Raw genomic sequence first — 22442 nt, 5'->3', positions numbered from 1 at the left:
GAGTCAGACCAGCCCGTCGAGCCCGCCGACGGCCAGGTGCACGGCGATGACCGCCATCATCATGCCGATGGTGCCGTCGATCGCCCGCCAGGCGAGCGGCCGGGAGAGCCAGGGCGAGAGCGCCGCGCCGCCCCAGGCGAGCAGGCTGAACCAGAGGATCGAGGCGGTGACCGCCCCGGCCACGAAGGTGGCCGCGCTCTGCTGCTGGGCGCCGATGGAGGGGATCAGCAGCAGGGTATCCAGGTAGACCTGGGGATTGAGCAGGGTGACCGCGAGGGTGGCGAGCAGCACGCGCCTCGGGCTGCGCTCGCCCGCCCCGCCCACGGAGAGCCCCTGCCGGCCGCTGGCGGCGCGGAAGAAGGCCTGAGCCGCCAGCCAGGCGAGGAAGGCCACGCCCAGCCAGCGCAACGCCTCCAGGGCACTCGGCATGCTCAGCAACACCGCGCTGACGCCGAACATCCCGGCCAGCAGCAGCAGCGCATCGGTGCTCATGCAGAGCCCCGCCGACCACCAGTGATGCTCTCGGCGCACGGCCACCCCCAGCACATAGGCATTCTGCGCGCCGATGGCGACGATGATGCCGCCGCACACCAAAAGCCCGGTGAGATAGCTCTCCAGCATCGCGTTTCCCCTTCCTGGTTCCCGTCGAGAGGGGCCAGCATAGCGACGCCTCGACATGCCGGAAAATCATCCTGCTAATATCACATCAGTATTGCTTATACCGAACGCCTCTCATGAATGCCCGAAGGAGGGCCGATGCTGGACTACAAGCTGCTCCAGGCGCTGGCCACGGTGATCGAGTGCGACGGCTTCGAGCGCGCCGGCGAACAGCTGGGCCTCTCGCAGTCGGCAGTTTCCCAGCGGATCAAGGCGCTGGAGGTCCGCCTGGGGCAGCCGGTGCTGATCCGCCACCCACGGCTCGCCCCCACCCCCGCGGGCCAGCGGCTGCTCAACCATGTCCAGCAGGTGCAGCTGCTGGAGCGCGACCTGCGCACGACGCTGCCGACCCTGGAGGAGGCCGCGCCGCGCCTGCGCATCGCCCTCAATGCCGATAGCCTGGCCACCTGGTGGGCCGAGGCCGTGGGCGAGTTCTGCCGGGCCAAGGGCCTGCTGCTGGATCTGGTGGTCGAGGACCAGGACGTGGGGCTCAAGCGGCTGCGCGACGGGGAGGTGGCGGCCTGTCTCTGCGCCAGCGACCGTCCCATCGCCGGGGCCCGCTGCGTGCCGCTGGGCACCATGGTCTACCACCCCTACGCCACCCCGGCCTACATCGCCCGCCACTTCCCGACGGGGCCGACGGCCGAGGCCTTCCGCCGCGCCCCGGCCATCGTCTACGGCCCCCATGACCAGCTGCAGCATCGCTTCCTGGCGAGCTGCGGCTACCATGGCCGCTTTCCCTACCATCTCTGCCCATCGTCGGAGGGCTTCGTGAGCCTGACGCTCGCCGGCATGGGCTACGGCATGATGCCGCGCATGCAGGTGGCGTCGCTGGTGGCCGAGGGCCGGCTGGAAAGCCTGGCCCCGGAGCGCGCGCTGTCCGTCCCGCTCTTCTGGCACTTCTGGCGACACAGCGGCGAGGTGCTGGAGCAGCTGACCGGCGTGCTCGGCGAGGTCGAGCTTGAGTGATTCCGCGCCCGCGGGGGGCGCAACCGTCCGGTGCGCCCCCCGGTGGCGGCGATGGTCAGTCGAGCGAAAGCCTGTATGATGACCGAGCAACATTTTTCACCGCAGGGAGCAGCAGACACGATCGAGTATTCTTTCCAGCCAGCACAGGAGGTTCACATGAAGGTCTACAAACCTGAATGGCAGTGCACGTTTAGCGTCAACGAAGGCATGGAAGAATCCGCCAGCTGGAAACAGCGAATGGCCTGGCGCTTCAGGGCATTCGCCGATCGGCTGGACGGCGGTGGTAGAACGCTGAAGATTGACTGCAACGTGACCCCCGAAGTGAGCCGCGAGGAAGTCGATTCCTGCCTGGAGAAGGGCTTCGCCGTGACCCAGGGCCTGCTGATCCAGCTCGCCCATCAGGCCGCCTGCGAGGACGTCATGCGCGATGCCAAGGCGGAACTCTTCGAGGAACAGCCTCAACGCTGAGGCCATGAGCACGACGCGGCGCTCACCGCACCCCATTCGGCCCACGCCGGATGGGGTGTTTTGCGTCAGGGCAGCGGCCAAGCCTGGTCGAAGAGTCGCGACTCGCGGGCCAGGTGCACGGCGATGCCCACCATCATGAGGCCGGTGACGGTCTCGATGGCGCGCCAGGCCGCCGGTCGAGCGAGCCAGTGGGACAGCCGGGCGCCGCCCCAGGCCAGCAGCGCGAACCAGGCCACCGAGGCAGTGACGGCCCCCAGCATGAAGACCGTGGCGCTTCCGAGCTGGATCCCCACCGAGGGAATCACCAGCAGAGTCTCCAGGTAGACCTGGGGATTGACCAGCGTCACCGCCGCCGTCGCCAGCAGCACCTGGCGACGGCTGCGCACCCTGGCCCGCGTCGAGACCAGCCGGTCATTGCCGCTGATCGCGCGCCACAGGGCCTGGGCGCCGAGCACGGCAAGAAACGCCACCCCCAGCCAGCGAATCACCTCCATGGTCACCGGCAGGGCCAGCAGCATGGCGCTGATGCCGAACATCCCGGCGCCGAGCAGCAGCACGTCGCTGCCGATGCATAGCCCCGCCGACCACCAGTGATGCTGGCGTCGAATCGCCTGCCCGAGCAGGTAGGCATTCTGGGCCCCGATGGATGCGACGAGGCCACCGTTCAGCGCCATTCCCGTGAGGTAGCTCTCCAGCATGGTGTTCGCCTTCCCTAGCGGGATGCGCCACACCCGGCGCGAGCGCAGCCCCCTCAGGCTAGTCGAGCCGCCCCGTTCCGCCAGGACTTCCCTCGGCCCGCCTCGCGGATGCGCGCCACGGGGCGCCACACTGCCGCGATCACGATGGCGGAAGTGGTGGCTTGGCCTGTTCGCCGGCATGGATTAGACTGGTCGTCTAGTACGGCACGACCCCCGCACACCGACAGGAGTCGCACGATGCAATCCCGCTACTTCACCATCAACGATCATCCCCAGGGCACCCCGGCCCACGAGCTCTTCGAGCTGCACGAGCAGGCGCTGCCCGCCCTCGCCGAGGGCGAGGTGCGCATCCGCAACACCTGGCTGTCGGTGGACCCCTACATGCGTGGCCGCATGAGCGGCGTGACCACCTACATCGAGCCGTTCGAACTCAACGCGCCACTGGAAGGCGCGGCCATCGGCGAAGTGATCGAGTCCCGCGCGGCGGATTTCCCGGTGGGCACCAAGGTGCGCCACATGGGCGGATGGCGCGACGTCGCCCAGTTGCCCGCCGCCGAGCTCGAGACCCTGCCCGCCTTCGAGGTGCCGGAGCAGGCCTACCTGGGCGTGCTCGGCATGCCGGGCATGACCGCCTGGACCGGCCTCAACCGCATCGCCGAGATGCAGGACGGCGACAACGTGCTGGTCAGCGGCGCCGCCGGCGCGGTGGGCTCACTCGCCGTGCAGCTGGCGAAGGCCAAGGGCGGCACCGTAGTCGGCATCGCCGGCTCCCAGGAGAAGCTCGACTGGCTCGAGGCGCACGGCGTCAAAGCCGTCAGCTACAAGGGCAAGGACGCCGCCCAGCTCACCGAGGCCCTCAACGAGGCCTGCCCCGAGGGCTTCGACGTCTACTACGAGAACGTCGGCGGCACCTGCCTGGAAGCGGCCCTGAACACCCTCAAGGTCGGCGCGCGTATTGCCGTGTGCGGCATGATCGCCCGCTACAATGAGGACACGCCGAGCGCCGGCCCGGGCAACCTGGCGATGATCCTGATTCGTCGTGCCCGCATGGAAGGCTTCATCGTCTTCGATCACTGGGCGCACTATCCGCAGTTCCTCGAGGAGGTCGGCCCGCAGGTCGAGGGCGGCCAGCTCGACTACGAGGAGACCGTGGAGGAGGGCCTCGAGCGCACCCCGGACGCCTTCCTCAAGCTGTTCGAGGGCGCCAACCGCGGCAAGATGCTGGTCAGGCTCTGATCCGCATCGCCTGACGCGAACCCGCCGTGAAAAGAGGGGGCACCGGCCGAGCCGGCGCCCTCCGTTGCGTTGGCCCACCCGGGCTGGAATCCTGGCGATACGCCCCACCCGCCCCGAGGAGACGGCCATGAACGCCATCAATCCCGAGAAGCTCCACCACAGCAAGTGGACCGCCGTAGCGCCCCGCCACAAGGAGAAGCACTTCCTGGTGACGAAGCTCGTGCGCGACGAGGAGGAGAGCGTGGTCGAGGTGATCCTCGAGGCGGTCTATACCCGCCGCGAGACCATCCTGCCCTGGCAGGCCCTCAAGGATGACGCCACCTGGCTCATGGGCTGGCGCTGAGCGCTCAACGGTCCGCCGCATCGTCGCCCTCGGCGACCTCCGAGCCCCTAGAGGTGACCTTGCTGATCATCTGAGGCAGCCGGCGTTCCGTGAAGCCCGCCACGAAGGACCCGAAGAGCAGCTTGGCCAGGTCCGGTCCCGCGCTCGGGAAGGTGTCGCGGAAGATGCCACACGGGAGCACCGCCCAGATCACCAGGAACCGCTGGTTGGCGTAGAAGGTCAGGCGAAGATCAGCCCCAGCACGGCGACCGCCGCCGTGGTAATGGCGATCAGGCGCCGGGTGATGGAACTGATGAGCCGGATGCGCTCCATGGGGCGGACTCCAGACCCGGCCCCCTGGCCATGAAGGCGGATTGATCTCCGGCGGACAATATGGAACAGGGATCTCCGCATGAATGGAGAGACCTATGGATATTGTAACGCTGCCGCCGCCTCTTACGGGCTTCAAGCGGGTGTGCAGTCATTTGGATATGCCATGTTTTTCATGACGGATTCTGCGCTGCAGTACCTCAAGAAGAGTTCTGGATGGGAGGTCGGTATCAGCCACAGTATTGTCATCATTGATGAAGGGATGGCAAGTTCGATGACGACCACGAACCCCAAGAGTAATATCGATGTCGTTATTTACGTTCAGAAAGGCTTGATGGCGGATATTGGCCTTCAAGTTTCCAGGGTACCTCAAATCGACCCTGACAAGTAATGCCCCTTTCTATTCGAGCCATTCCAGAGATAATTTCAGGATCCTAGATAAAATTGCACCACGAAACTCCCTTGGCGATCCGCCAAGGGGCCATGTCTTCAGCAGTTCATCAGACAGCCGGTCGTTGGATGCACCAGCCCCTTCAGTCGGGCATTCTCGGCCTCAAGCATCCACAGGCGCTGGCCTCTGATACCTCCAGGCCGCTGTCATTGGCCTTGCAGAGGTAGAGGGTCTGCTTCCGTCAAGCCGTTCTGCCGGCGTACCGGTTTCTGGGGAAGGTCAACTCAACGACGAAGAGCCAAAGGCAAAGAGGCCTGCCATCCATGGCAGGCCCCCTTTCAAAACCTGTGTTGAGTACTATTGTTGCTAAAGCAGAACGGTCAGTGAAGAAACTCTTCAGACACCGTCCTCTTATTCATTAGATCTAATGTGCTCGATAATCTTGAAGACCAATTCCTGAAGTTCGTTCACCTGGAGCTGGAGGGCATCGACCTGAGACATCTTGGATGCGACGGTCTCATCTTTGACCATCTGCATGTGTTCCTCGAAGGCCGTGGCATTCATATCCAATTGCTCCCTGTGCTCTTTCAGGGCAGCGGAGTCAGCAAAGGTCGGACCGGCTATCAGCATTGACGCCACCAATGCCGCGGACAGTCCCTTGAGATTAATCATTGTCTTCATAGCTCACCTCGCGTGTGCGTCACCCGGATCGGATAATCTCAGATGAGAGCCAACAGACCGTCGACGTAATCGTGCCGACCGCAGGCCCTGTATCGGTCAATGGGCACTGCGCCCCACTGCCGCCTTAGTGACCTTAGACAAATACGTACGGGCACACATAATGAAATTAATATAAGCATAAAGAATGCTATATATAATCTTTCCGAGCTAAAAAAATCATGCCGGGTAAGTTGACGATAATGGCACTCTCCACCCAGCCCATCGCGTGCCATTGCAGATGCCCTGCATCGCCTTCTCGCACCGAAAGCGAGGGCTTGGCTGACCCTCAAGGACGACGACACCTGGCAGATGGGCTGGCGATGATCACCGGGCGCCCTTCCGGCACGTTTTACCAGCAGCCTCGCGCCGCTCAGCCGCGCGGGTCCAGCACGCCGGCGTAGCGCACCCCGCTGAGCAGGGCCATCTCGCGCTGCCAGGTGGCGAGATCCTCCGGGTTGAACTGATCCAGGCGGTCGTGGCCGCAGGCCCGCGCCATCACCTGCATCAGCGCGACGGAGGATTCAAGGAAGGTCGTCAGCTGGCCGGCGGACTTCTCGACGTCGAGCCGCTGGCGCAGGTCCTTGCGCTGGGTGGCGACCCCCGCCGGGCAGTTGTTGGTGTTGCAGATCCGCGCGGCCACGCAGCCGATCGACTGGATGGCGCTGTTGGCGATGGCGATGCCGTCGGCGCCGAGCGCTAGGACCTTGACGAAGTCGCTCGGCACGCGCAGCCCGCCGGTGACGATCAGGGTGACGCGGCCGCTGGCGCCCTGGGCGTCGAGATGGCGCCGGGCCCGCGCCAGGGCCGGAATGGTGGGCACGCTGATGTGGTCGCGAAAGAGCGTCGGGGCCGCCCCGGTGGCGCCACCGCGGCCGTCGAGGATGAGGTAGTCGGCGCCGGCATCCAGGGCGAACTGGATGTCCCGCTCGATATGGTTGGCGCTGAGCTTGAAGCCGATCGGGATGCCGCCGCTTCGCTCCCGCACCCGGTCGGCGAAGTGGCGGAAGTCGGCCGGCGAGTGCAGGTCCTCGAAGGTGGGCGGCGAGACGGCCGGCTCGCCCTCCGGGATGCCGCGCACCTCGGCGATCCGGGCGGTGTTCTTGTTGCCCGGCAGGAAGCCGCCGGTGCCGGTCTTGGCACCCTGCCCGCCCTTGAAGTGGAAGGCCTGCACCTTCTCCAGCAGCGACTCGTCGTAGCCGAACCGGGCGCTCGCCAGTTCGAAGAAGTAGCGCGAGTTCTCCTGCTGCTCCTCGGGCAGCATGCCTCCCTCGCCGGAACAGATCCCGGTGCCGGCCCGCTCGGCCCCGCGGGCGAGGGCGATCTTGGCCTCCTCGGAGAGGGCGCCGAAGCTCATGTCCGAGACCAGCAGCGGCATGGCAAGCGTGAGCGGCTTCTTGGCCTCGGGGCCGATGACCAGCTCGGTGGCGACCTCGGCCTCTTCGCCGAGCGGCTGCGTCGCCAGCTGGGCGGCCATGATCTGCAGGTCGTCCCAGTGCGGCAGGGTGTGGCGCGGCACGCCCATGGCGCTGATCGGTCCGTGGGGGCCCATCTGCTCGAGTCCCTCGCGGGCCAGCCGGTGGATGAAGGCCACCGTGGGCTCCTCCTCGGTGGCCTTGGCTTCCGGCGCCCCGCCGCTCTCCTCCGATGCGTCCGACTCGGCCGACTCGTCGGCGACGTCGCCGGGGCCTTCCTGGCCCACCTGGTCATCGCTGAAGCGCGCGTGGGTGCCGTCGCAATAGGGCGCATCGCCGGTGTGCTTGCAGCGACACAGGGTGGCCTCGCCGTCCTCTTCGGCCACGAAACTCTTGGGCGTGAAGCCCGTGCCGGCGTGGGAGCCGTCGCAGAAGGGCTGGTTGGCCGAGCGACCGCAGCGGCAGAAGGCGTACTCCTTGCCCTTGGTCAGGGTCACGGTCACGGGGGAATTGGCGGCAATCACGGGCGTGTTCATGGGCACGGGCTCCTCGGTCGGCGAATCGACGCTACCTGCCAAGATAGTCACCGACCGCGACCGGCGAAAACCCCGCGACCTCGATGCGCCCGATCGGCCCTGGCTATCGATCCCGGTTATGGCCTCCGGCTATCGGCACCGTCCATCAATCCCGAGCACGGACGCCAGCGCGCTAGTCGTGCACCGCGAACCGCGCCGCATAGGGGCGCTGGAGGGCGCGACGCACCTCGGCGAGCGAGAAGGCCCGCACGAACGTCTCGAACCGCTGCCCCTCGAACCACAGCTCGACCACCGGCAGCGAGAAGACGCGCTGCTGGGCGCAGAGCGCCGCGACCTCGCCCTGGCAATCGACGTAGAGGGCCTCCAGGCGAGGAAACTCGGCGGCCAGCATCGCCCCGAGGCGCGGCTTGATGGCCTGGCAGACGCCGCAGGCCTGGCCGCCATAGAGCACCAGCACCGCCGGGTGCGCGGCCAGGGCGGCCTCTAAGGCCGCCCGATCCGTGACGGGCGTCACGCCGCCGGCTCCTCGGCGCCGAGGCGCGTGAAGCGGGTCAGGCGTACCTCCACGGTGACGGTGAGCGACTCGAGCGCCGCCGCGCGCTCCCGGCCCTCGGCGCTGGCGCGATAGAGGTGCGGGGTCATCGCCAGCAGGTCGGCAATGGGCCCGGCGCCCTCGAGCTCGAGAGAGTAGCGCAGGGTCTCGGTATCGAGGCGCGTAAAGCCCTCCGGCGCCGCGGGCTCCGCGGTGCGCTCGGGCTTCAGCCGGGGGTAGATGATCTCGCGCAGCTCGCGCAGGTGATCCGGGCCGGCCTCGGCCATCAGCAGCACCCCGCCGGGCTTCATCACCCGGGCGAACTCCGCGGCCACCGGGAAGCCGAACAGGCAGAGCAGCCGATCCAGCGTGCCCGACTGCACGGGCAGGTGGGCGTTGCTGCCCACTACCCAGCTCGCCGGCACCCCCGCCTGCTTGCCCTGCCGGGCGGCGGCGAGCACCGCCCACTTGGAGATATCCAGGCCCAGCAGCGACAGCGACGGCGGCGTGTCGCTCGCCCCCTCGAGCCCCTCGTCAGCACTCTCTTCACTTCTCTGTTCACAGGCCCGGGCGAGCTCGCGCAGGTAGTAGCCCTCGCCGCAGCCGGCATCGAGGCAGCTCAGCGGCTCCTGCCCGGCCCCGGCCAGCACGGCGCGGCCGACCGCCTCGGCGACCGGCCGGTAGTGGCCGGCCTCGAGGAAGCGCTGGCGTGCCGCGACCATCGCCTTGCTGTCGCCAGGATCCCGGGAGCGCTTCTGCTGCACCGGCAGCAGGTGCACGTAGCCCTGCCGGGCGATGTCGAAGCTGTGGCCGGCGGCGCAGCGCCAGGCGCCGTCGTGGCGCTCCAGCGCCTCACCGTCCAGCGGACAGGCCAGCGCCGCGAAGGGAGTGGCGCTCATGAGGCATCACCCTGGCCGGCGGCGGCCGTCGCCTGCGGCGCGGCGCGAGCCTCGATGCGCTCGCCCTCGCTGCGGCCGATCACGGCGGTGCCGACGAGATCACCGGTGACGTTGAGCGCCGTGCAGCCCATGCCGACCAGCGCATCGATGGCGGTGAGCAGCGCCACGGCCTCGATGGGCAGGCCGACCTGGGAGAACACCGTGGCGATCATCACGATGCCGGCGCCGGGCACCCCGGCGGTGCCGACCGAGATCAGCGTGCCCACCACCACGATCTGCAGCATGCTCGACCAGTCCAGCGGCGCGCCCATCACGTTGGCGGCGAACACCGCCGAGATAGCGATGCGGATCGCCGCCCCGTCCATGTTCAGGGTCGCGCCCAGCGGCAGGCTGAAGCCGTAGAGGCTGCGCGGCAGGCCCAGGCGGCTCGCGGCGTCCAGGGTCAGCGGCAGGGTGCCGGAGCTGCTCTGGGTGGCGAAGGCGGTGGCCATGGGGGTGCGCGCCTCGCGGAAGAAGGCCCGCGCCGGCACGCCGAAGCCCTTGAGCAGGCCCAGATAGACCAGCAGCTGCACGCCCAGCGCCAGGTAGAGCACCACCACCATGTCGCCCAGCGACAGCAGGGTCGAAAGCCCCTGCTCGGCGACGGTGCCGACCACGATGGCGAAGACCCCGATCGGCACGACGTGCAGGATGCCGCCCATCACCTTGAGCGTGGCGGCGTTGAGCGCCTCGATCAGGCCATAAAGCTTCTCGCCCAGCTCCGCCTGGGACTCGGACTGGCGCATCTTCGCCACGGCGAGGCCGAACACCAGCGCGACGAAGATGATGCCCAGCAGGTCCTGCTCGGCGAAGGCGGCGACGATGTTGTTCGGCACGATGCCGAGCACCACCGAGAGGATACCGGGATTGTCCGGCACCGAGACCGAGCCGGCCCCCTCGAGCGACATCCCCTCCCCCGGCGACAGCAGGGTGGCCACCGCCAGGCCCACGGCGATGGCCAGCGCCGAGGTGGCCAGGTAGTAGAGAAATACCTTGCGGCCGATCCGCCCGAGGCTGCCGGCCCGGCCCTGGTTGATGCCGGCCATCAGGGTGAACAGCACGATGGGCAGGATGATGAACTTCAACAGCCGCATCAGCAGCTCGCCCAGCGGGGCCAGCCATTCGGCCACCGTGGGCCCGCCGACCAGGCCGACCACCACGCCCAGCACCAGGGCGAGGCTCACGCGCAGGATCAGCGAGGCATCGCGATAGCCGTGCCACAGGGGGGACAGAAGAGTAGACATCTTGACCTCATGGGAAACGATAAGCGCCGCGGACCTTAGGCCCACGGCGCTCGGTGTGCAAAGACCGGACGGTTAAGAGCTTATAACGTCCTGCGTCTTGTGCTCGAAGTCGCTGGCGTCATGGCGCTCGTGGAGCTGCATGGACGGCTCGCCGAAGGTGCGGTTGACCATGCGGCCACGCTGCACCGCCGGGCGGGCATCGATCTCCTTGGCCCAGCGCTGCACGTGTTCGTACTCCTGCACCTGCAGAAACTCCCCGGCCTCGTACTGACGGCCCAGCGCGAGCTGGCCGTACCAGGCCCAGTTGGCGATATCGGCGATGGTGTAGGTGTCGCCGGCCAGGTAGCGGGTCTCCGCCAGGCGGCGGTTCAGCACGTCGAGCTGACGCTTGACCTCCATGGTGTAGCGGTCGATGGGGTACTCCATCGGCTCCGGCGCATAGGCGTAGAAGTGGCCGAAGCCGCCGCCCAGGAAGGGCGCGCTGCCCATCTGCCAGAACAGCCAGTTGAGCGTCTCGGTGCGCGCAGCGTGCTCGCTCGGCAGGAACTCGCCGAAGCGCTCGGCCAGGTACAGCAGGATGGCCCCGGATTCGAACACTCGCACCGGCTCGTCGCCGCTGCGGTCGACCAGCGCCGGGATCTTCGAGTTGGGATTGACCTCGACGAAGCCGCTGCCGAACTGGTCGCCCTCGCCGATGCGGATCAGCCAGGCATCGTACTCGGCTTCCCGATGACCGAGCGCCAGCAGCTCCTCGAACATCGTCGTGACCTTCACCCCGTTGGGCGTGCCCATGGAGTAGAGCTGGAACGGATGCTCGCCGACCGGCAGCTCCTTCTCGTGGGTGGGCCCGGCGACGGGGCGATTGATGCTGGCGAAGGTGCCGCCGCTGGCCTTCTCCCAGGTCCAGACCTTCGGCGGAGTGTAGTCGTTGCCTTGGCTCATGGGCCCTCCTCGGTAGCGAATCGTGTGCTAAGACCGGATATGGGGACGCGTTAGCCTGCTATCAACCTGCGGCCGTGGAGGAAGCAGGATAAGGGGGTCGAAGAGAGGGTCAGCGAGAGGGGACCCACGTGGGGAACTCGCCCGCTCAGGGCGTCTCCAGCAACGCCTCGACCAGCGCCTCAAGGCTCGCCTCGCAGCGGGCCTTGGGCGCCCTCTCCTCGTCGCCCGGGCGATACTTGCCCGAGCGCACCAGGCACGCCGCCAGGCCGAACTCCATGGCGGCGAGCACGTCGCACTCCACGTCGTCGCCCACCATCAGCGCCTCATGGGGTTCCACCCCGGCCTCGTCGAGCACGGCGTGGAAGAAGTCGGCCGAGGGCTTGCCGAGAACACGCGCCTCGACGCCGGCGGCGTACTCAAGTGCCCTCACGAAGGGACCGGCATCCAGGTGCAGGGTGCCGCTCTCGCGAAAGTAGCGATTGGTGCCCACGGCGAGCAGCAGCGCGCCCGCCAGCAGCAGCCGGAAGGCCTCGTCGAGGTGGGCGTAGTCGAGGCGCTGCTCGGCGTCGCCGAGCACCACGGCGCCGGGCTCTCCCTCCGGCAGGCCGGCGAACTCCGGCTCGAGCCGCTCGTGGATCAACAGGTAGGGCGTCAGCCGATGGCGTTCGAGATGGCGCCGGATCGCCCCCGGCGCGGTGAAGACCTGCTCCGGCGCCACGTCGAAGCCGAGGCGCTCGAGCGCCTCGCAGACCGCCGCCGAGGTCTTGCGCGAGGTATTGGTGAGAAAGCGCAGCGCCAGCCCGCTCGCCTTGAGCCGCGCCACCGCCTCCACGGCGCCGGGCAGGGCCTCGTCATCCTCGGTCAACACCCCACTGATATCGAGCAGTACCGCCTTCAGCATCGTCGTGTCCTCCGCCGCCCCCTCACCCAGCCTAGCCGCTCGAGGCTGGCTCGGCCCGGTAGCGCGTCGGGCGGGCCCGGGGCAGCGATCGCGCTAACGTTGATCCGGGTCGCGAAATTGCCGGCGGTGAGTGGCTGCTGCGTTGACCGTTCGATGATAATGTCATTGTTAGCTAATCAAGGATGATCCTCGATGATGGACTGCCTTCGGCGGAGACTCACGGCAACCTTCAAGGCCCTTCCGCGCTCATGACCATCTTCCACGACGCGCCCCACGCGGCCGCCTGCGACGCTGACGCTCCCCTGCTCGACCGGCTTCAGACCCCCGTCTGGATCTTCGATATCGAGCAGGAACGCATGCGCTATGCCAATGCCGCCGCGCTGAAATTCTGGGGGGCGGACACGCCCCAGGACCTCTACGCCCGTGACTTCTCCGCGACGATGAGCGAGACGACGCGGCGACGCCTGGCGGATTATCTCCCGCGCCTGGCGAGCGGCGAGGTGATCGATGAGCACTGGAGCTTCTACCCCGGCGACCAGGCCGTCTCGCTGCACTGTCGCTGCAGCCACCTCGTGATGAGCGATGGGCGCAGCGGCATGCTGGTGGAGGGAGGCGACAGCGCCCTCTCCCTGGATGCCTCCAGCCTGCGTGCCCTCGAGGCCGTGCGGCACTCGCCGATGATGGCCTCCGTGTTCGATGGCCAGGGACGCCTGCTGGCGCGCAACCCGGCCGCGCTGGAGGCACGCGGCGAACTGGCCTCGTTCGAGGCCTGCTTCAGCGACCGCGACCTGGCCGAGCGGCTGCTCCAGCGGCTCGAGGACGAGCCACGCACTTCCCTTGAGGCGATCATGCGGATCGACGGCGGCGAGCGCTGGCATCATCTCGACCTGTGCCGCGCCACCGATCCCGAGACGGGGCTGCCGATGATCGTGATGGGCGAGCTCGACATCACCGCCCGCAAGGCGCTGGAGGCCGCGCAGCGGGTCTCCCAGCGGCAGCTGGAGGTGGTCATCGAGGGGCTGGACCTGGGGCTGCTGCTCGAGGACGAGCAGCGCCGGGTCATCGTGGCCAACCAGGCCTTCTGCGACCTCTTCGGCTTCGATGCCTCGCCCGAGAGCCTCGCGGGCCTGGACTGCCGCGAGGCGGTCCAGGCCTCCAAGGGGAAATTCACGGAACCGGACGCCTTCGTCTCGCGCATCGAGGAGCTCATCGGCGCGAGGCGCAAGCAGACCCGCGACCTGCTGGCCATGACCGACGGCCGCTTCCTCGAGCGCTGCTACACGCCGCTGTTCGTCGCCGACGAGTACCACGGCCACCTCTGGGTGTATCGCGACGTGACCCGGCAGAAACGCCAGCAGGCCTACTGGGCCCGCCAGGCCAGCACCGACCCCCTGACGGGGCTGGCCAACCGCCGCTCCTTCGACGAGGCCGCCGGCGAGGTCACACGATCGGTCCAGCGCGAGGAGATCGAGGCGGCCCTGCTGATGATCGACATCGACCGCTTCAAGGCCATCAACGACAGCCTGGGTCACGCCGAGGGCGACAAGGGCCTCAATCTGTTGGCGAACACCCTGCGTAACAACCTGCGCCCCAGCGACCTGCCCTGCCGCACCGGCGGGGAGGAGTTCATGGTACTCATGCCCGACATGGCCACCGAGGAAGCGGAGACCGTCGCCTGGCGCCTGCTGCGCCAGATCGCCGAGGCCACGGTCGACGCGGAGGAACTCCCCTTCCACTTCACGGTGAGCATCGGCGTCACCCGCTTTAGGCCGAACGATGCGAACGTCCAGGCCGTAACCCAGCGGGCCGATGCCGCCATGTACCAGGCCAAGCGTGAGGGCAGGAACCGCGTGGCGGTGCGCTGGTAGCCGCCATCGCGGCGCGGCCCCTGCCCTGCGGCGCCGCTCTTCTCACGCTGCGGCGGCTAGACCACGCCCTTCCCCCAGCCGTAGACGGCGCCGATCACCGCCCCGAACACGAGGTGGGCGATCAGCATGGAGAGCGGGGCCACCAGCCCGAGGCCCAGCCCGAACAGGCCAGAGCCCGCCAGGGGGAAGACCGTGAGCATCACCACCAGCCAGCTGGCCACGCCGAACTCCAGCCCGCGGCGGGTGGGCGTTCGGCCGGGGAGATAAGGCACCAGCAGCGCGAACAGCAGCCCCCAGATCAGCGTGCCCACCGCGAAGTGGATACCCCAGGCAAGCATATGGCTGTCCGGCGTGCCGAGCAGGTCCTGGGCGGCCAGGTTCATGACTTCGATGGGGTCGTACCAAGGGATGATGCCCGCCGCGAGGCGCAGCACCAGGATCAACGAGATGACCAGGGTGGCCGTGAACCCGGCCATCACCCCGCGTAACAGGCGAGACATCATGGCGTCCTCCCGCTGTCACCGTGTCTTTTCAGTGTAGCCCTTCCCCGCACAGCCCCTCACCGGGAGTCGCGGCGCAGGGGCAGGCCCCTGCACCGCATTACAAAGCTGTCATCTTGGCGTCAGCGGTTTGACGAGGCCGGCGTGTCACGATGCCGAAAACTCGCCGCGTCACCGACCGGCGCCAGTGGAGGCCTCCCATGCTGATCAACATCGCCAAGCCCAGCGATCTGCGCGACTCCGATGTGACCCCGGAATCCGTCTACCTCTCCCGCCGCCGCTTCATGGGCGGCATGGCCGGCCTGGGAGCGGGGCTCGCCCTCTCCGGCCGGGCCAGGGCCAGCGCCGACTACTCGGACGTGCCAGACGGCGACGCCCCCGCCTGGCTCGAGGAAAAGCTCGAGGCCGCCCGCCGGCGCGCCATCGTGCCGGCCGACCCCGAGAAGGACGCGATCGCCCCCTTCGGCGACGCCAGCGGCTACAACAACTTCTACGAGTTCGGCGCGAGCAAGTCCGACCCGGCCCGCCACGCCGACAGCCTCGAGACCCAGCCGTGGAGCGTGGTGATCGACGGCGAGGTGAACAACGGCGGCCGCTTCGACCTGGAGGACCTCGCCAGCCCCTCCCAGTTCGAGGAGCGCATCTATCGCCTGCGCTGCGTCGAGGCGTGGTCGATGGTGATTCCGTGGCTTGGCATCTCGCTGGCCGACGTCATCAAGCGCGCCGAGCCGACGAGCAAGGCCAAGTACGTGCGCTTCGAGACCCTGGTCGACCCCGAGCAGATGCCCGCCCAGGACTCCGCGTTCTCGCTGCTCGACTGGCCCTACGTGGAGGGGCTGCGCCTGGACGAGGCCATGCATCCGCTGACCCTGCTGGCACTCGGCATGTACGGCCGCGAGCTGCCCAACCAGAACGGCGCGCCCCTGCGGCTGGTGGTGCCGTGGAAGTACGGCTTCAAGAGCATCAAGTCGATCGTGCGCATCTCGCTGGTGGAGGAGCAGCCCGTCAACTCCTGGCAGCGGATCGCCCCGGAGGAGTACGGCTTCTACGCCAACGTCAATCCCGAGGTCGACCACCCGCGCTGGAGCCAGGCCACCGAGCGGCGCCTGCCCAACAGCCTGTTCAACCCCAACACCCTCGAGACCCGGATGTTCAACGGCTACGCCGACGAGGTGGCCGAGCTGTACGCGGGCATGGATCTGCGGAAGCACTTCTGATGGCGACGCCGCGCAAATGGCTGCTCTGGCGTGGCGGCGTCTTCCTGGCGGCGCTGGCGCCCCTGCTGCTGTGGGGCTGGCAGGTCGCCAGCAATGCCGCCGGCCCCGAGCCGGGGCGCTACCTGCTGCTGAACATCGGCCTGGGCGGGCTCTGGATGCTGCTGCTCACCCTGAGCCTGACGCCGCTGACCAAGCTCACCCGCTGGAAGGGCTTTGCGCTGATCCGCCGCCAGCTCGGCCTCTGGACGCTGGCCTACGCCACCCTGCACCTGATCAGCTATGCCCTGTTCATCCTGGGGCTCGACTGGGCGATGCTCGGCAGCGAGCTGGTCAAGCGCCCCTACATCCTCGTCGGCCTGCTCGCCCTGATCGGCCTGGCGGCCCTGGGCGCGACCTCGAACCGCTGGTCGATGCGCCGGCTCGGCAAGCGCTGGAAGCCGCTGCACAGGCTCGCCTACCCCATCCTTGGGCTGATCCTCCTGCACTTCTTCTGGGGGGTGCGCGCCGACCTCGGGGAGTGGACCCTGTACGCCACGGCGTCCGCCCTGATCATGGCGACCCGCCTGCCACCGGTAGCCCGACGCCTTCCCAGGTTTCGGAAGCGACTCGCCAGCACCTAGATTGACGGCGGGAGGTGGCCGGCCCCGCGAGGCAGCGACGGCATCATGATGGCCGAGGCGGCCGCGCGTAGTCCGGGAGGCGGAAGTGCCGGCGATAGGCGCTCGGGGTGAGGCCGGTGGTGCGCTTGAACAGCCGCCGGAAGAAGGCCGCATCTTCGTAGCCGACCCGCCAGCTGATCTCGTCGACCGAGGCGTCGGAGCGCTCGAGCCGACGCTTGGCATCCTCGATGCGCAGGCGCAGGACGTAGGCGATCGGGGTAAGGCCAGTGGCACCCGAAAAGCGCCGCTTGAAGGAGCGCTCGGCGAGCGCCGAGCGCCTGATCATCTCCTCCACCGGGTGGGCGAGCGCGAAGTGATCGCCCACCCATTCCTGTGCCCCCAGGACTTCCGCATCGCCGTGATCCGTGCGGCCCTCGAACACCAGATAGGGCGTAAGGCCCACCTGATGCCACTGCAGCGCGAACCTGCGGGCGACCTCCTGGGCCGTGATCGACCCGGCGAAGCGAGCGATGAGATAGAGCACCAGGTCGTGCCAGCTCATCGAAGCCCCCGAGCTCACCAGTTCCTCGCGCGACCCGCCGATCACCAGCACGCGCTCCGGATGGATTTCCACGGCCGGATAAGTGGCCGCGAAGGTCGCCGCGTAGCCGAAATGCACCGTGGCGTCCTGGCCGTCGAACAACCCGGTCTCGGCCAGCAGGAAGACCCCCGAGCAGGCCGAACAGAGCAAGGCGCCGCACTCGTGCATGCGGCGCAGCCAGGCGACCAGGCCGGGATAGCGGCCCGGCTCCCAGCCAGACGGAGGCAGGAGCATGGCGGGGACGATCACGATGTCGCTCGTCTCGATGGTGTCGACCACCCGCTGCACGGTGATCGGGATGCCGCTCGCCAGTTCCAGCGGCCCCACGGCCTCGCCGACGATCTCGATGCGAAACGGTGCCGGGGCGTCATGCTGCATCAAGCCCATGAGCGCCGGGCTATTCATCACATCGAAGATACCGGCAAGCGTGGAGATCGCGGCGTCGGGCAACGCCACCAGACTGACGTGTCGGGAGGGCGCACCGGCTGAGGGGGTGTGTCCACTCATGGCGGGGGAAACTCATGGTGGGACATTCAGTGTGGCACGAACCGACCGATTACGGCGTTTCCCGCTCTTCTGCCGTTCGGGTGGCGGGACGATCATGGACAGGCAGTTGACCACCCGTCCAGCCAAGCAGGAGCTACCCCTATGAACGCACCTATCAACACCCCGATCGACCAGACGAAACTGGAAGCCTTTGTCACCCGCGCCGTTGACGACCTGTCCGCCGGCTACGGCGGGGTGATGGTCAGCCTCGGCAGCAAGCTCGGCCTCTACCAGGCCATGGCCGGTGCCGGCCCGCTCAGTGCCGAGCAGCTCGCCAGCCGCACCGGCTGCGACGAGCGCTATGTCCGCGAGTGGTTGAACGCCCAGGCCGCGGGCGACTATGTGAGCTACCACGCGGTCAGCGACACCTACGAATTGTCCCCCGAGCAGGCGCTGGTGCTGGCCGACGAAGACAGCCCGCTGTTCATCCCCCATGCCTGGCAGGTGCCGGCCTCCATGTGGTTCGACGAGGAGCGCACCCTCGAGGCGTTCCGCACCGGCGAGGGCGTGGCCTGGGGCGAGCACGACGGGCGCCTGCAGTGCGGCGTGGCGGCGTTCTACCGCAACGGCTATCGCGCCAGCCTGGTGCCGGAGTGGCTGCCCGCCCTCGAGGGCGTGGTCGACAGGCTCGAGGCCGGCATCGAGGTCGCCGACGTAGGCTGCGGCCACGGCCACTCGACCGTGCTGATGGCCCAGGCCTTCCCGCGCTCGCGCTTCCATGGCATCGATGTGCATGCGGCCTCGATCGACGCCTCCCGGCGCAACGCCGCCAAGGCGGGGGTCAGCGAACGGGCGAGTTTCGACCTGGCCAAGGCAACGGACTACGCCGACCGGCAATACGGCCTGATCTGCTTCTTCGACTGCCTGCACGACATGGGCGACCCGGTCGCGGCGGCCCGCTACGCCGCCCGGGTGCTGGCGCCCGGTGGCACGGTGATGCTGGTCGAGCCGTACGCCCAGGACCAGGTCGAGGATAACCTGTCGACCGTCTCGCGGATGTACTATGCGGCATCCACCACCATCTGCTGTGCGCATGCGATCTCTGAAGGCGGCACGCTCGTGCTCGGCGCCCAGGCCGGCGAGGCGCGACTCGCCGAGGTGTTCCGCCAGGCGGGCTTCAGCCACTTCCGGCGCGCGGCCGAGACGCCGTTCAACCTGATTCTCGAGGCACGCCTCTCCGAGTGACGTGGCACGGGAGCGGAGCGGCAACACGTGACCCCGCTCTCGAACCTCGTCCGTTCGTTGACCAGGGCCCGCTTACCGGGCCCTGTTTTTTATACCGGCAGGGCAAGCAGGTGGCCGACCAACTTCCTCGCGGCTGCCCCTTCGACGGCACCGCTGGGGTTTGACTCGCCTGGCAGCCTTCCACACCAGAGGCACAGAACCCGCCGATTGGCGGGTTCTGTGCGTCCAGCAGCACATCATTGGAGAGGGAAATTCACTCCATCTCGATCGTCGCGGGCGGCTCGCTGCTTACAACCTACGCAAGAATGGGGGTCTGTCCCTCATTGCTCCAGTCGCCCTGGCGATAGCCGGGCACCCGGGCCTGCAGCACCAGGTCCGGGTTGGTGCCGACCGGCGCCAGGGGATCGAACTGGATGGTACCCAGGCGGCGGATGACGCTCGACAGCGGCGCCGGCCGGAAGTGATAGCGCACCAGGCAGCCGGCGGGCGTCGGCGCGCGTCAGGGTGAGGCGTTGGGAGGCGGTCATCGGCAGTCCTTGTCCCGGTGCTTCGCCCATCCTAGGGGAAAGCGTGCCGTTTAACTCGGGCATGCCCGCATCTGGGAAATTGGGGTCTGCCCCCGATTGGTTTCCGTTATGTGACCCCTTAAAAATGGAGCTTCCTTTTTTATCTGCTCCTTTCTTTAATTAAAAAACAATCACAAAACCCACAAAAAGGGCACTACTTACGACCAAATAAAATCAAGAGACCTTGCATGCTCAATCTTGCAAACTGTCAAGGGAACACCTATCTCTTGAGATATGTTATACCCTTGAATAACGGAATTAAGCTGATAGTCAAATATTTCGGAACTAGTGCGTATAGGGCGCGACCTCTCCTTATCACCCCTTCTTCTTGCTTCAATAACTTCCGCATCGTCAGTCAAAACTAGCAAGTGAGCCACACCTACTGCTCGAAAGACTGACGGAGAAATAGGTACAAGACCACCGGGCGTGTCTATCACTGTATGACAATCTAAAACCACGAAAGAAGACTTATCTTTCAACCTTTCAAAACCAAGGACAAGAAGCGCCTGATTTTCATCTATATCAAGCTCCCTTAGGAAATCTTGTCCAATAGATTCAAGATCTCTGATTCTAGCACCCTCTCTTATCAAAGAGCTGGCCTGAAGATGTTGAACTGGAAAATCATCACTTAATTTTTTTATGAAGCTAGACTTGCCCACACCTGAAACACCTGCCACGGCGACAATCTTTTGAGTCATAATCTAAACCCCAAATCAAGCTTATCTAAAATAATTCTCGCTTTTTCTTCTCGGACTTCAAATATAGATTGAGGGGGATTGTTATTAAAAACATGCGAACTATATAGCTCAGAAAGGGTTATTGCTGGCTCAATATACCCAACGAGGAGGAAGTTTATAACTTTGACAGGTCTTTCACTCGCCCCCCATCCTTCTAACTCTTCTTCACTGTAAACGGACCGCCCACCTGTAAGTCGCATCAAATCTTTGGTTGAACTTGCCAAAGCAACTTCTTCGAGCACTCCTATCGCGGTTAATGCTTGAGATGGATTACCTTTAGACTTTCCTTTGTAGAAAAAAAGCAAAGAACCAGCCCTACCAAGGTTAGAAGGAGATCGACAAAGATAAACCTTTCTTATTGTATTTCCTGGTCGGCGGGGGCCGCTCCCCAAACCAGCACACTCAAAGAGATCACCTTGGTAGACTTCTTTTAGGTCTGGGAACAAAGTGTCATGATATTCTTCTTTAATAGGAATCCCGAAAAATTTAATATCCGGAGAGGTAACAAACCTCGGATAACTCTTCCTATCTAAAAAGTAAACATCCTCATTTTTAGACCTGAGAAGCTTTCTCTTTGAAAACCTTTTCTCGTATATTATTTCACCATCACCTTTGATTTCTGTCTGAACAAAACCGTAAAACTCCAAAAGGTCTATCAAAGCTTCCTGGGTGTTATACGCGGTAAGATAAACCAAATCGTAACTATTTTTCTGAGCATACCAAAAAACCTTCTTGAGAAGCAGCTCTCCTAACTTCGTGCCTCGCTTCTCTGACTTCACCTTAAAAGTACATATCTTTAAAATCTTTTTTGCTTTTAAAGTAGCGTCAGTTTTAGAAGGATCTTCGTCTTTTCTGACAATAAGACCAGCAAGACCGGAATCGTATACTACCCAGCAGGGACGATGCTCACGTATACATTTATTACGCCACCAACGATCAAATTCAGGGTAATCCTCGCGCAGGGTATCAAAAATATCATCGCATAAAGGTATAGTGTTCGCGGTCACTTCCTCAACAAACCTGACGGGAATCTCTTTGGGCTCAAAAGTTGTCTTAAGCAACTCCACAGCGTCAGCTATGTGAAGCACTCGCCGCCCAAGCTCAGATGAATATCGCCGTGCGCGAAGATGTAAACCTTTATCTTGGGTAACTAAGAAGTCAGCCGCACCGATACTTAGCGCATGAAGCAAAGTAGAATCAACAAGATCATTTGGCTTTCGTAAAGGCCCGAAGCTACTTCCAAGCTCTTCTTCTGTTAACCCACGAACCCTATCAATTACCTGAAACTTTTCCAGCTTACTAAGAGATACCTTCCTTCTCTTCTCGTCTTTGTCGCGTAAAATATCGTCCCTAGCTGCAGCATGCACGAAAACACCAACTCCGTGCTTTACTGCCATGCTAAAAAATGTTGAAAATACAGGTTCTACTGCATGATTATCTTCAAGACCAATTATGATATTCGTATCAATAAGATACGTCTGGACATTCATCCTGAAGCGCCCTTATTAGTTTTGGTTTGGCATAGTAGAATGACTGGGGTGGCGTGAATCTGAACCGATCCCTCAGTTCTTGAAGCCCGACTTGTCGGGAGAACTCTCTAGCCCCCTTCAACTCTAATACGTAGCCACTCTCAATGCCTGAAAAGTAGCTATCAAAATCTTTTTTCCTTATACAAGCAAAATCTGAATACCTATCCCAAATCTGTTTTACTGGAAGCTTCACAACATTACAAATTACTGCAAACCCAACCATGGCCATAGTTGGAGATGTGGAATAAATATAAGCGACAGCCCCTTTTGCCGACTCTTCTGGGAATCTTCGCCTCAGCTCTACAGTCTTCTTCCCCTCCAATATTTTTTCAGAAAACTCTGGGCGAATACTAATAACGATATCACGCTTATCACCCATACCAACTTCATCAAACACGGGAAGAACTAACTGCTCTTTTTGATCTTCTACCCCCGATCCATCTGAGGCATCTAATGAAAAATCAGCCTCTATTTTCAACCTAGCACCAAGCGCTTCTAAGTAATTCTGCAGTGTGGAAAGCTTTATATCTCTACAGTGCTCAAACTTTGATATGGTCGTGCGGGAAACACCTAAACGTTGGGCCAACTGCCACTGAGTAAGCCCAACCATTTCGCGTATTTTTTTTAAATACGGCCCTACCACACGTTCTGACTCACCGCTTTTCGTCATAATGGCCGAAATGACTTTATTGTCAAAGTTCCCCATGCCAGCCTCTAGCTTTACAAAGTAGTAAAACACTTTTTTTCTTACTCATGAGACCCGGCAAAATTTACCGTCCAAAAAAGTTGGCCCACTGT

The 22442-nt window shown here is 64.5% G+C and carries 25 protein-coding genes; 9 read left to right on the top strand and 16 right to left on the bottom strand.

Translation table 11 applies throughout. The annotated features are described in order from the left end of the window. Nucleotides 1-3: 3 nt before the first annotated feature. Complete coding sequence (locus tag ACGTNG_RS10330; protein ID WP_394576933.1) at nt 4-621, bottom strand: LysE/ArgO family amino acid transporter; 618 nt, start codon at nt 619-621, stop codon at nt 4-6. A 135-nt stretch (nt 622-756) separates the two neighbouring features. Between ACGTNG_RS10330 and ACGTNG_RS10325 the strand changes: the two genes are divergently transcribed. Beyond that, nucleotides 757-1626 (top strand): LysR family transcriptional regulator ArgP, encoded by an 870-nt coding sequence (locus tag ACGTNG_RS10325; RefSeq protein ID WP_394576932.1) that lies wholly within the window; start codon nt 757-759, stop codon nt 1624-1626. Nucleotides 1627-1782: 156 nt separating this feature from the next. Further along, nucleotides 1783-2094, top strand: coding sequence for a hypothetical protein (locus ACGTNG_RS10320; protein WP_394576931.1), 312 nt, complete (start codon nt 1783-1785; stop codon nt 2092-2094). Between the two features lie 65 nt (nt 2095-2159). On the opposite strand, the gene ACGTNG_RS10315 is transcribed toward ACGTNG_RS10320, so the two are convergent. Continuing rightward, on the bottom strand, nt 2160-2792 hold the full coding sequence (locus tag ACGTNG_RS10315) for a LysE/ArgO family amino acid transporter (protein WP_394576930.1): 633 nt from the start codon (nt 2790-2792) through the stop codon (nt 2160-2162). Between the two features lie 237 nt (nt 2793-3029). Between ACGTNG_RS10315 and ACGTNG_RS10310 the strand changes: the two genes are divergently transcribed. Both ACGTNG_RS10310 and ACGTNG_RS10305 read left to right on the top strand, forming a co-directional pair. Continuing rightward, nucleotides 3030-4028 (top strand): NADP-dependent oxidoreductase, encoded by a 999-nt coding sequence (locus ACGTNG_RS10310; protein WP_394576929.1) that lies wholly within the window; start codon nt 3030-3032, stop codon nt 4026-4028. A gap of 127 nt (nt 4029-4155) precedes the next feature. Further along, nucleotides 4156-4371, top strand: coding sequence for a TIGR02450 family Trp-rich protein (locus ACGTNG_RS10305; protein ID WP_394576928.1), 216 nt, complete (start codon nt 4156-4158; stop codon nt 4369-4371). Between the two features lie 4 nt (nt 4372-4375). Here ACGTNG_RS10305 and ACGTNG_RS10300 read toward each other — a convergent pair whose 3' ends face one another. Then, entirely contained in the window at nt 4376-4552 is a 177-nt protein-coding gene (locus ACGTNG_RS10300) for a hypothetical protein (protein WP_394576927.1), read from the bottom strand. A 210-nt stretch (nt 4553-4762) separates the two neighbouring features. Between ACGTNG_RS10300 and ACGTNG_RS10295 the strand changes: the two genes are divergently transcribed. Further along, nucleotides 4763-5071, top strand: a complete 309-nt coding sequence (locus ACGTNG_RS10295) for a YSC84-related protein (protein ID WP_394576926.1) — start codon at nt 4763-4765, stop codon at nt 5069-5071. Nucleotides 5072-5482: 411 nt separating this feature from the next. Here ACGTNG_RS10295 and ACGTNG_RS10290 read toward each other — a convergent pair whose 3' ends face one another. The 7 genes from ACGTNG_RS10290 to ACGTNG_RS10260 form a co-directional block, all read right to left on the bottom strand. Further along, nucleotides 5483-5752, bottom strand: coding sequence for a hypothetical protein (locus ACGTNG_RS10290; RefSeq protein WP_394576925.1), 270 nt, complete (start codon nt 5750-5752; stop codon nt 5483-5485). Nucleotides 5753-6161: 409 nt separating this feature from the next. Further along, nucleotides 6162-7739: a glutamate synthase-related protein gene (locus ACGTNG_RS10285; protein ID WP_394576924.1), complete on the bottom strand. Its 1578-nt coding sequence runs from the start codon at nt 7737-7739 to the stop codon at nt 6162-6164. A gap of 172 nt (nt 7740-7911) precedes the next feature. Further along, entirely contained in the window at nt 7912-8253 is a 342-nt protein-coding gene (locus tag ACGTNG_RS10280) for a thioredoxin family protein (protein WP_394576923.1), read from the bottom strand. Further along, nucleotides 8250-9170: a putative RNA methyltransferase gene (locus ACGTNG_RS10275; protein ID WP_394576921.1), complete on the bottom strand. Its 921-nt coding sequence runs from the start codon at nt 9168-9170 to the stop codon at nt 8250-8252. Before ACGTNG_RS10275 ends, ACGTNG_RS10280 begins: the two co-directional genes overlap by 4 nt. After that, complete coding sequence (locus tag ACGTNG_RS10270) at nt 9167-10453, bottom strand: dicarboxylate/amino acid:cation symporter (protein ID WP_394576920.1); 1287 nt, start codon at nt 10451-10453, stop codon at nt 9167-9169. The genes ACGTNG_RS10275 and ACGTNG_RS10270 overlap by 4 nt, the downstream gene beginning before the upstream one ends. A 72-nt stretch (nt 10454-10525) precedes the next feature. After that, nucleotides 10526-11395 (bottom strand): glutathione-dependent disulfide-bond oxidoreductase, encoded by an 870-nt coding sequence (yghU, locus tag ACGTNG_RS10265; RefSeq protein ID WP_394576919.1) that lies wholly within the window; start codon nt 11393-11395, stop codon nt 10526-10528. 145 nt (nt 11396-11540) lie between these two features. Further along, nucleotides 11541-12296 carry a TIGR01458 family HAD-type hydrolase gene (locus tag ACGTNG_RS10260; protein ID WP_394576918.1) on the bottom strand — a complete coding sequence of 252 codons (756 nt, stop codon included), beginning with the start codon at nt 12294-12296 and terminating at the stop codon, nt 11541-11543. 248 nt (nt 12297-12544) lie between these two features. On the opposite strand from ACGTNG_RS10260, the gene ACGTNG_RS10255 reads away from it, so the two are divergent. Next, nucleotides 12545-14164: a sensor domain-containing diguanylate cyclase gene (locus ACGTNG_RS10255; protein WP_394576917.1), complete on the top strand. Its 1620-nt coding sequence runs from the start codon at nt 12545-12547 to the stop codon at nt 14162-14164. Between the two features lie 56 nt (nt 14165-14220). On the opposite strand, the gene ACGTNG_RS10250 is transcribed toward ACGTNG_RS10255, so the two are convergent. Further along, complete coding sequence (locus tag ACGTNG_RS10250; protein WP_394576916.1) at nt 14221-14667, bottom strand: DUF6789 family protein; 447 nt, start codon at nt 14665-14667, stop codon at nt 14221-14223. A 197-nt stretch (nt 14668-14864) separates the two neighbouring features. On the opposite strand from ACGTNG_RS10250, the gene msrP reads away from it, so the two are divergent. Both msrP and msrQ read left to right on the top strand, forming a co-directional pair. After that, a complete protein-coding gene (gene msrP / locus ACGTNG_RS10245) occupies nt 14865-15881 on the top strand; it encodes a protein-methionine-sulfoxide reductase catalytic subunit MsrP (protein ID WP_394576915.1) in 1017 nt (338 codons plus the stop codon). Further along, the gene (gene msrQ, locus ACGTNG_RS10240; RefSeq protein WP_394576914.1) at nt 15881-16501 is read left to right on the top strand and encodes a protein-methionine-sulfoxide reductase heme-binding subunit MsrQ; all 621 of its coding nucleotides are present in this window, start codon (nt 15881-15883) and stop codon (nt 16499-16501) included. Before msrP ends, msrQ begins: the two co-directional genes overlap by 1 nt. A 43-nt stretch (nt 16502-16544) precedes the next feature. Here the strand turns inward: msrQ and ACGTNG_RS10235 are convergent, their stop codons facing one another. Beyond that, entirely contained in the window at nt 16545-17537 is a 993-nt protein-coding gene (locus ACGTNG_RS10235; protein WP_394577259.1) for a GlxA family transcriptional regulator, read from the bottom strand. Nucleotides 17538-17729: 192 nt separating this feature from the next. On the opposite strand from ACGTNG_RS10235, the gene ACGTNG_RS10230 reads away from it, so the two are divergent. Next, complete coding sequence (locus ACGTNG_RS10230; RefSeq protein ID WP_394576913.1) at nt 17730-18812, top strand: class I SAM-dependent methyltransferase; 1083 nt, start codon at nt 17730-17732, stop codon at nt 18810-18812. A 295-nt stretch (nt 18813-19107) separates the two neighbouring features. Here the strand turns inward: ACGTNG_RS10230 and ACGTNG_RS10225 are convergent, their stop codons facing one another. The 4 genes from ACGTNG_RS10225 to ACGTNG_RS10210 all read right to left on the bottom strand — a co-directional run bounded on the left by ACGTNG_RS10225 (nt 19108) and on the right by ACGTNG_RS10210 (nt 22383). Then, complete coding sequence (locus ACGTNG_RS10225) at nt 19108-19284, bottom strand: hypothetical protein (RefSeq protein ID WP_394576912.1); 177 nt, start codon at nt 19282-19284, stop codon at nt 19108-19110. Between the two features lie 252 nt (nt 19285-19536). Beyond that, entirely contained in the window at nt 19537-20076 is a 540-nt protein-coding gene (locus tag ACGTNG_RS10220) for an ATP-binding protein (RefSeq protein ID WP_394576911.1), read from the bottom strand. Beyond that, nucleotides 20073-21605 carry a GNAT family N-acetyltransferase gene (locus tag ACGTNG_RS10215; RefSeq protein ID WP_394576910.1) on the bottom strand — a complete coding sequence of 511 codons (1533 nt, stop codon included), beginning with the start codon at nt 21603-21605 and terminating at the stop codon, nt 20073-20075. The genes ACGTNG_RS10220 and ACGTNG_RS10215 overlap by 4 nt, the downstream gene beginning before the upstream one ends. Next, nucleotides 21580-22383, bottom strand: coding sequence for a helix-turn-helix domain-containing protein (locus ACGTNG_RS10210; protein ID WP_394576909.1), 804 nt, complete (start codon nt 22381-22383; stop codon nt 21580-21582). The genes ACGTNG_RS10215 and ACGTNG_RS10210 overlap by 26 nt, the downstream gene beginning before the upstream one ends. Nucleotides 22384-22442: the final 59 nt, after the last annotated feature.

Origin of the sequence: Halomonas sp. B23F22_3 (assembly GCF_043496965.1) — a bacterium.
Lineage (GTDB): Bacteria > Pseudomonadota > Gammaproteobacteria > Pseudomonadales > Halomonadaceae > Halomonas.
This window is presented reverse-complemented; position numbering and strand designations above follow the sequence as displayed.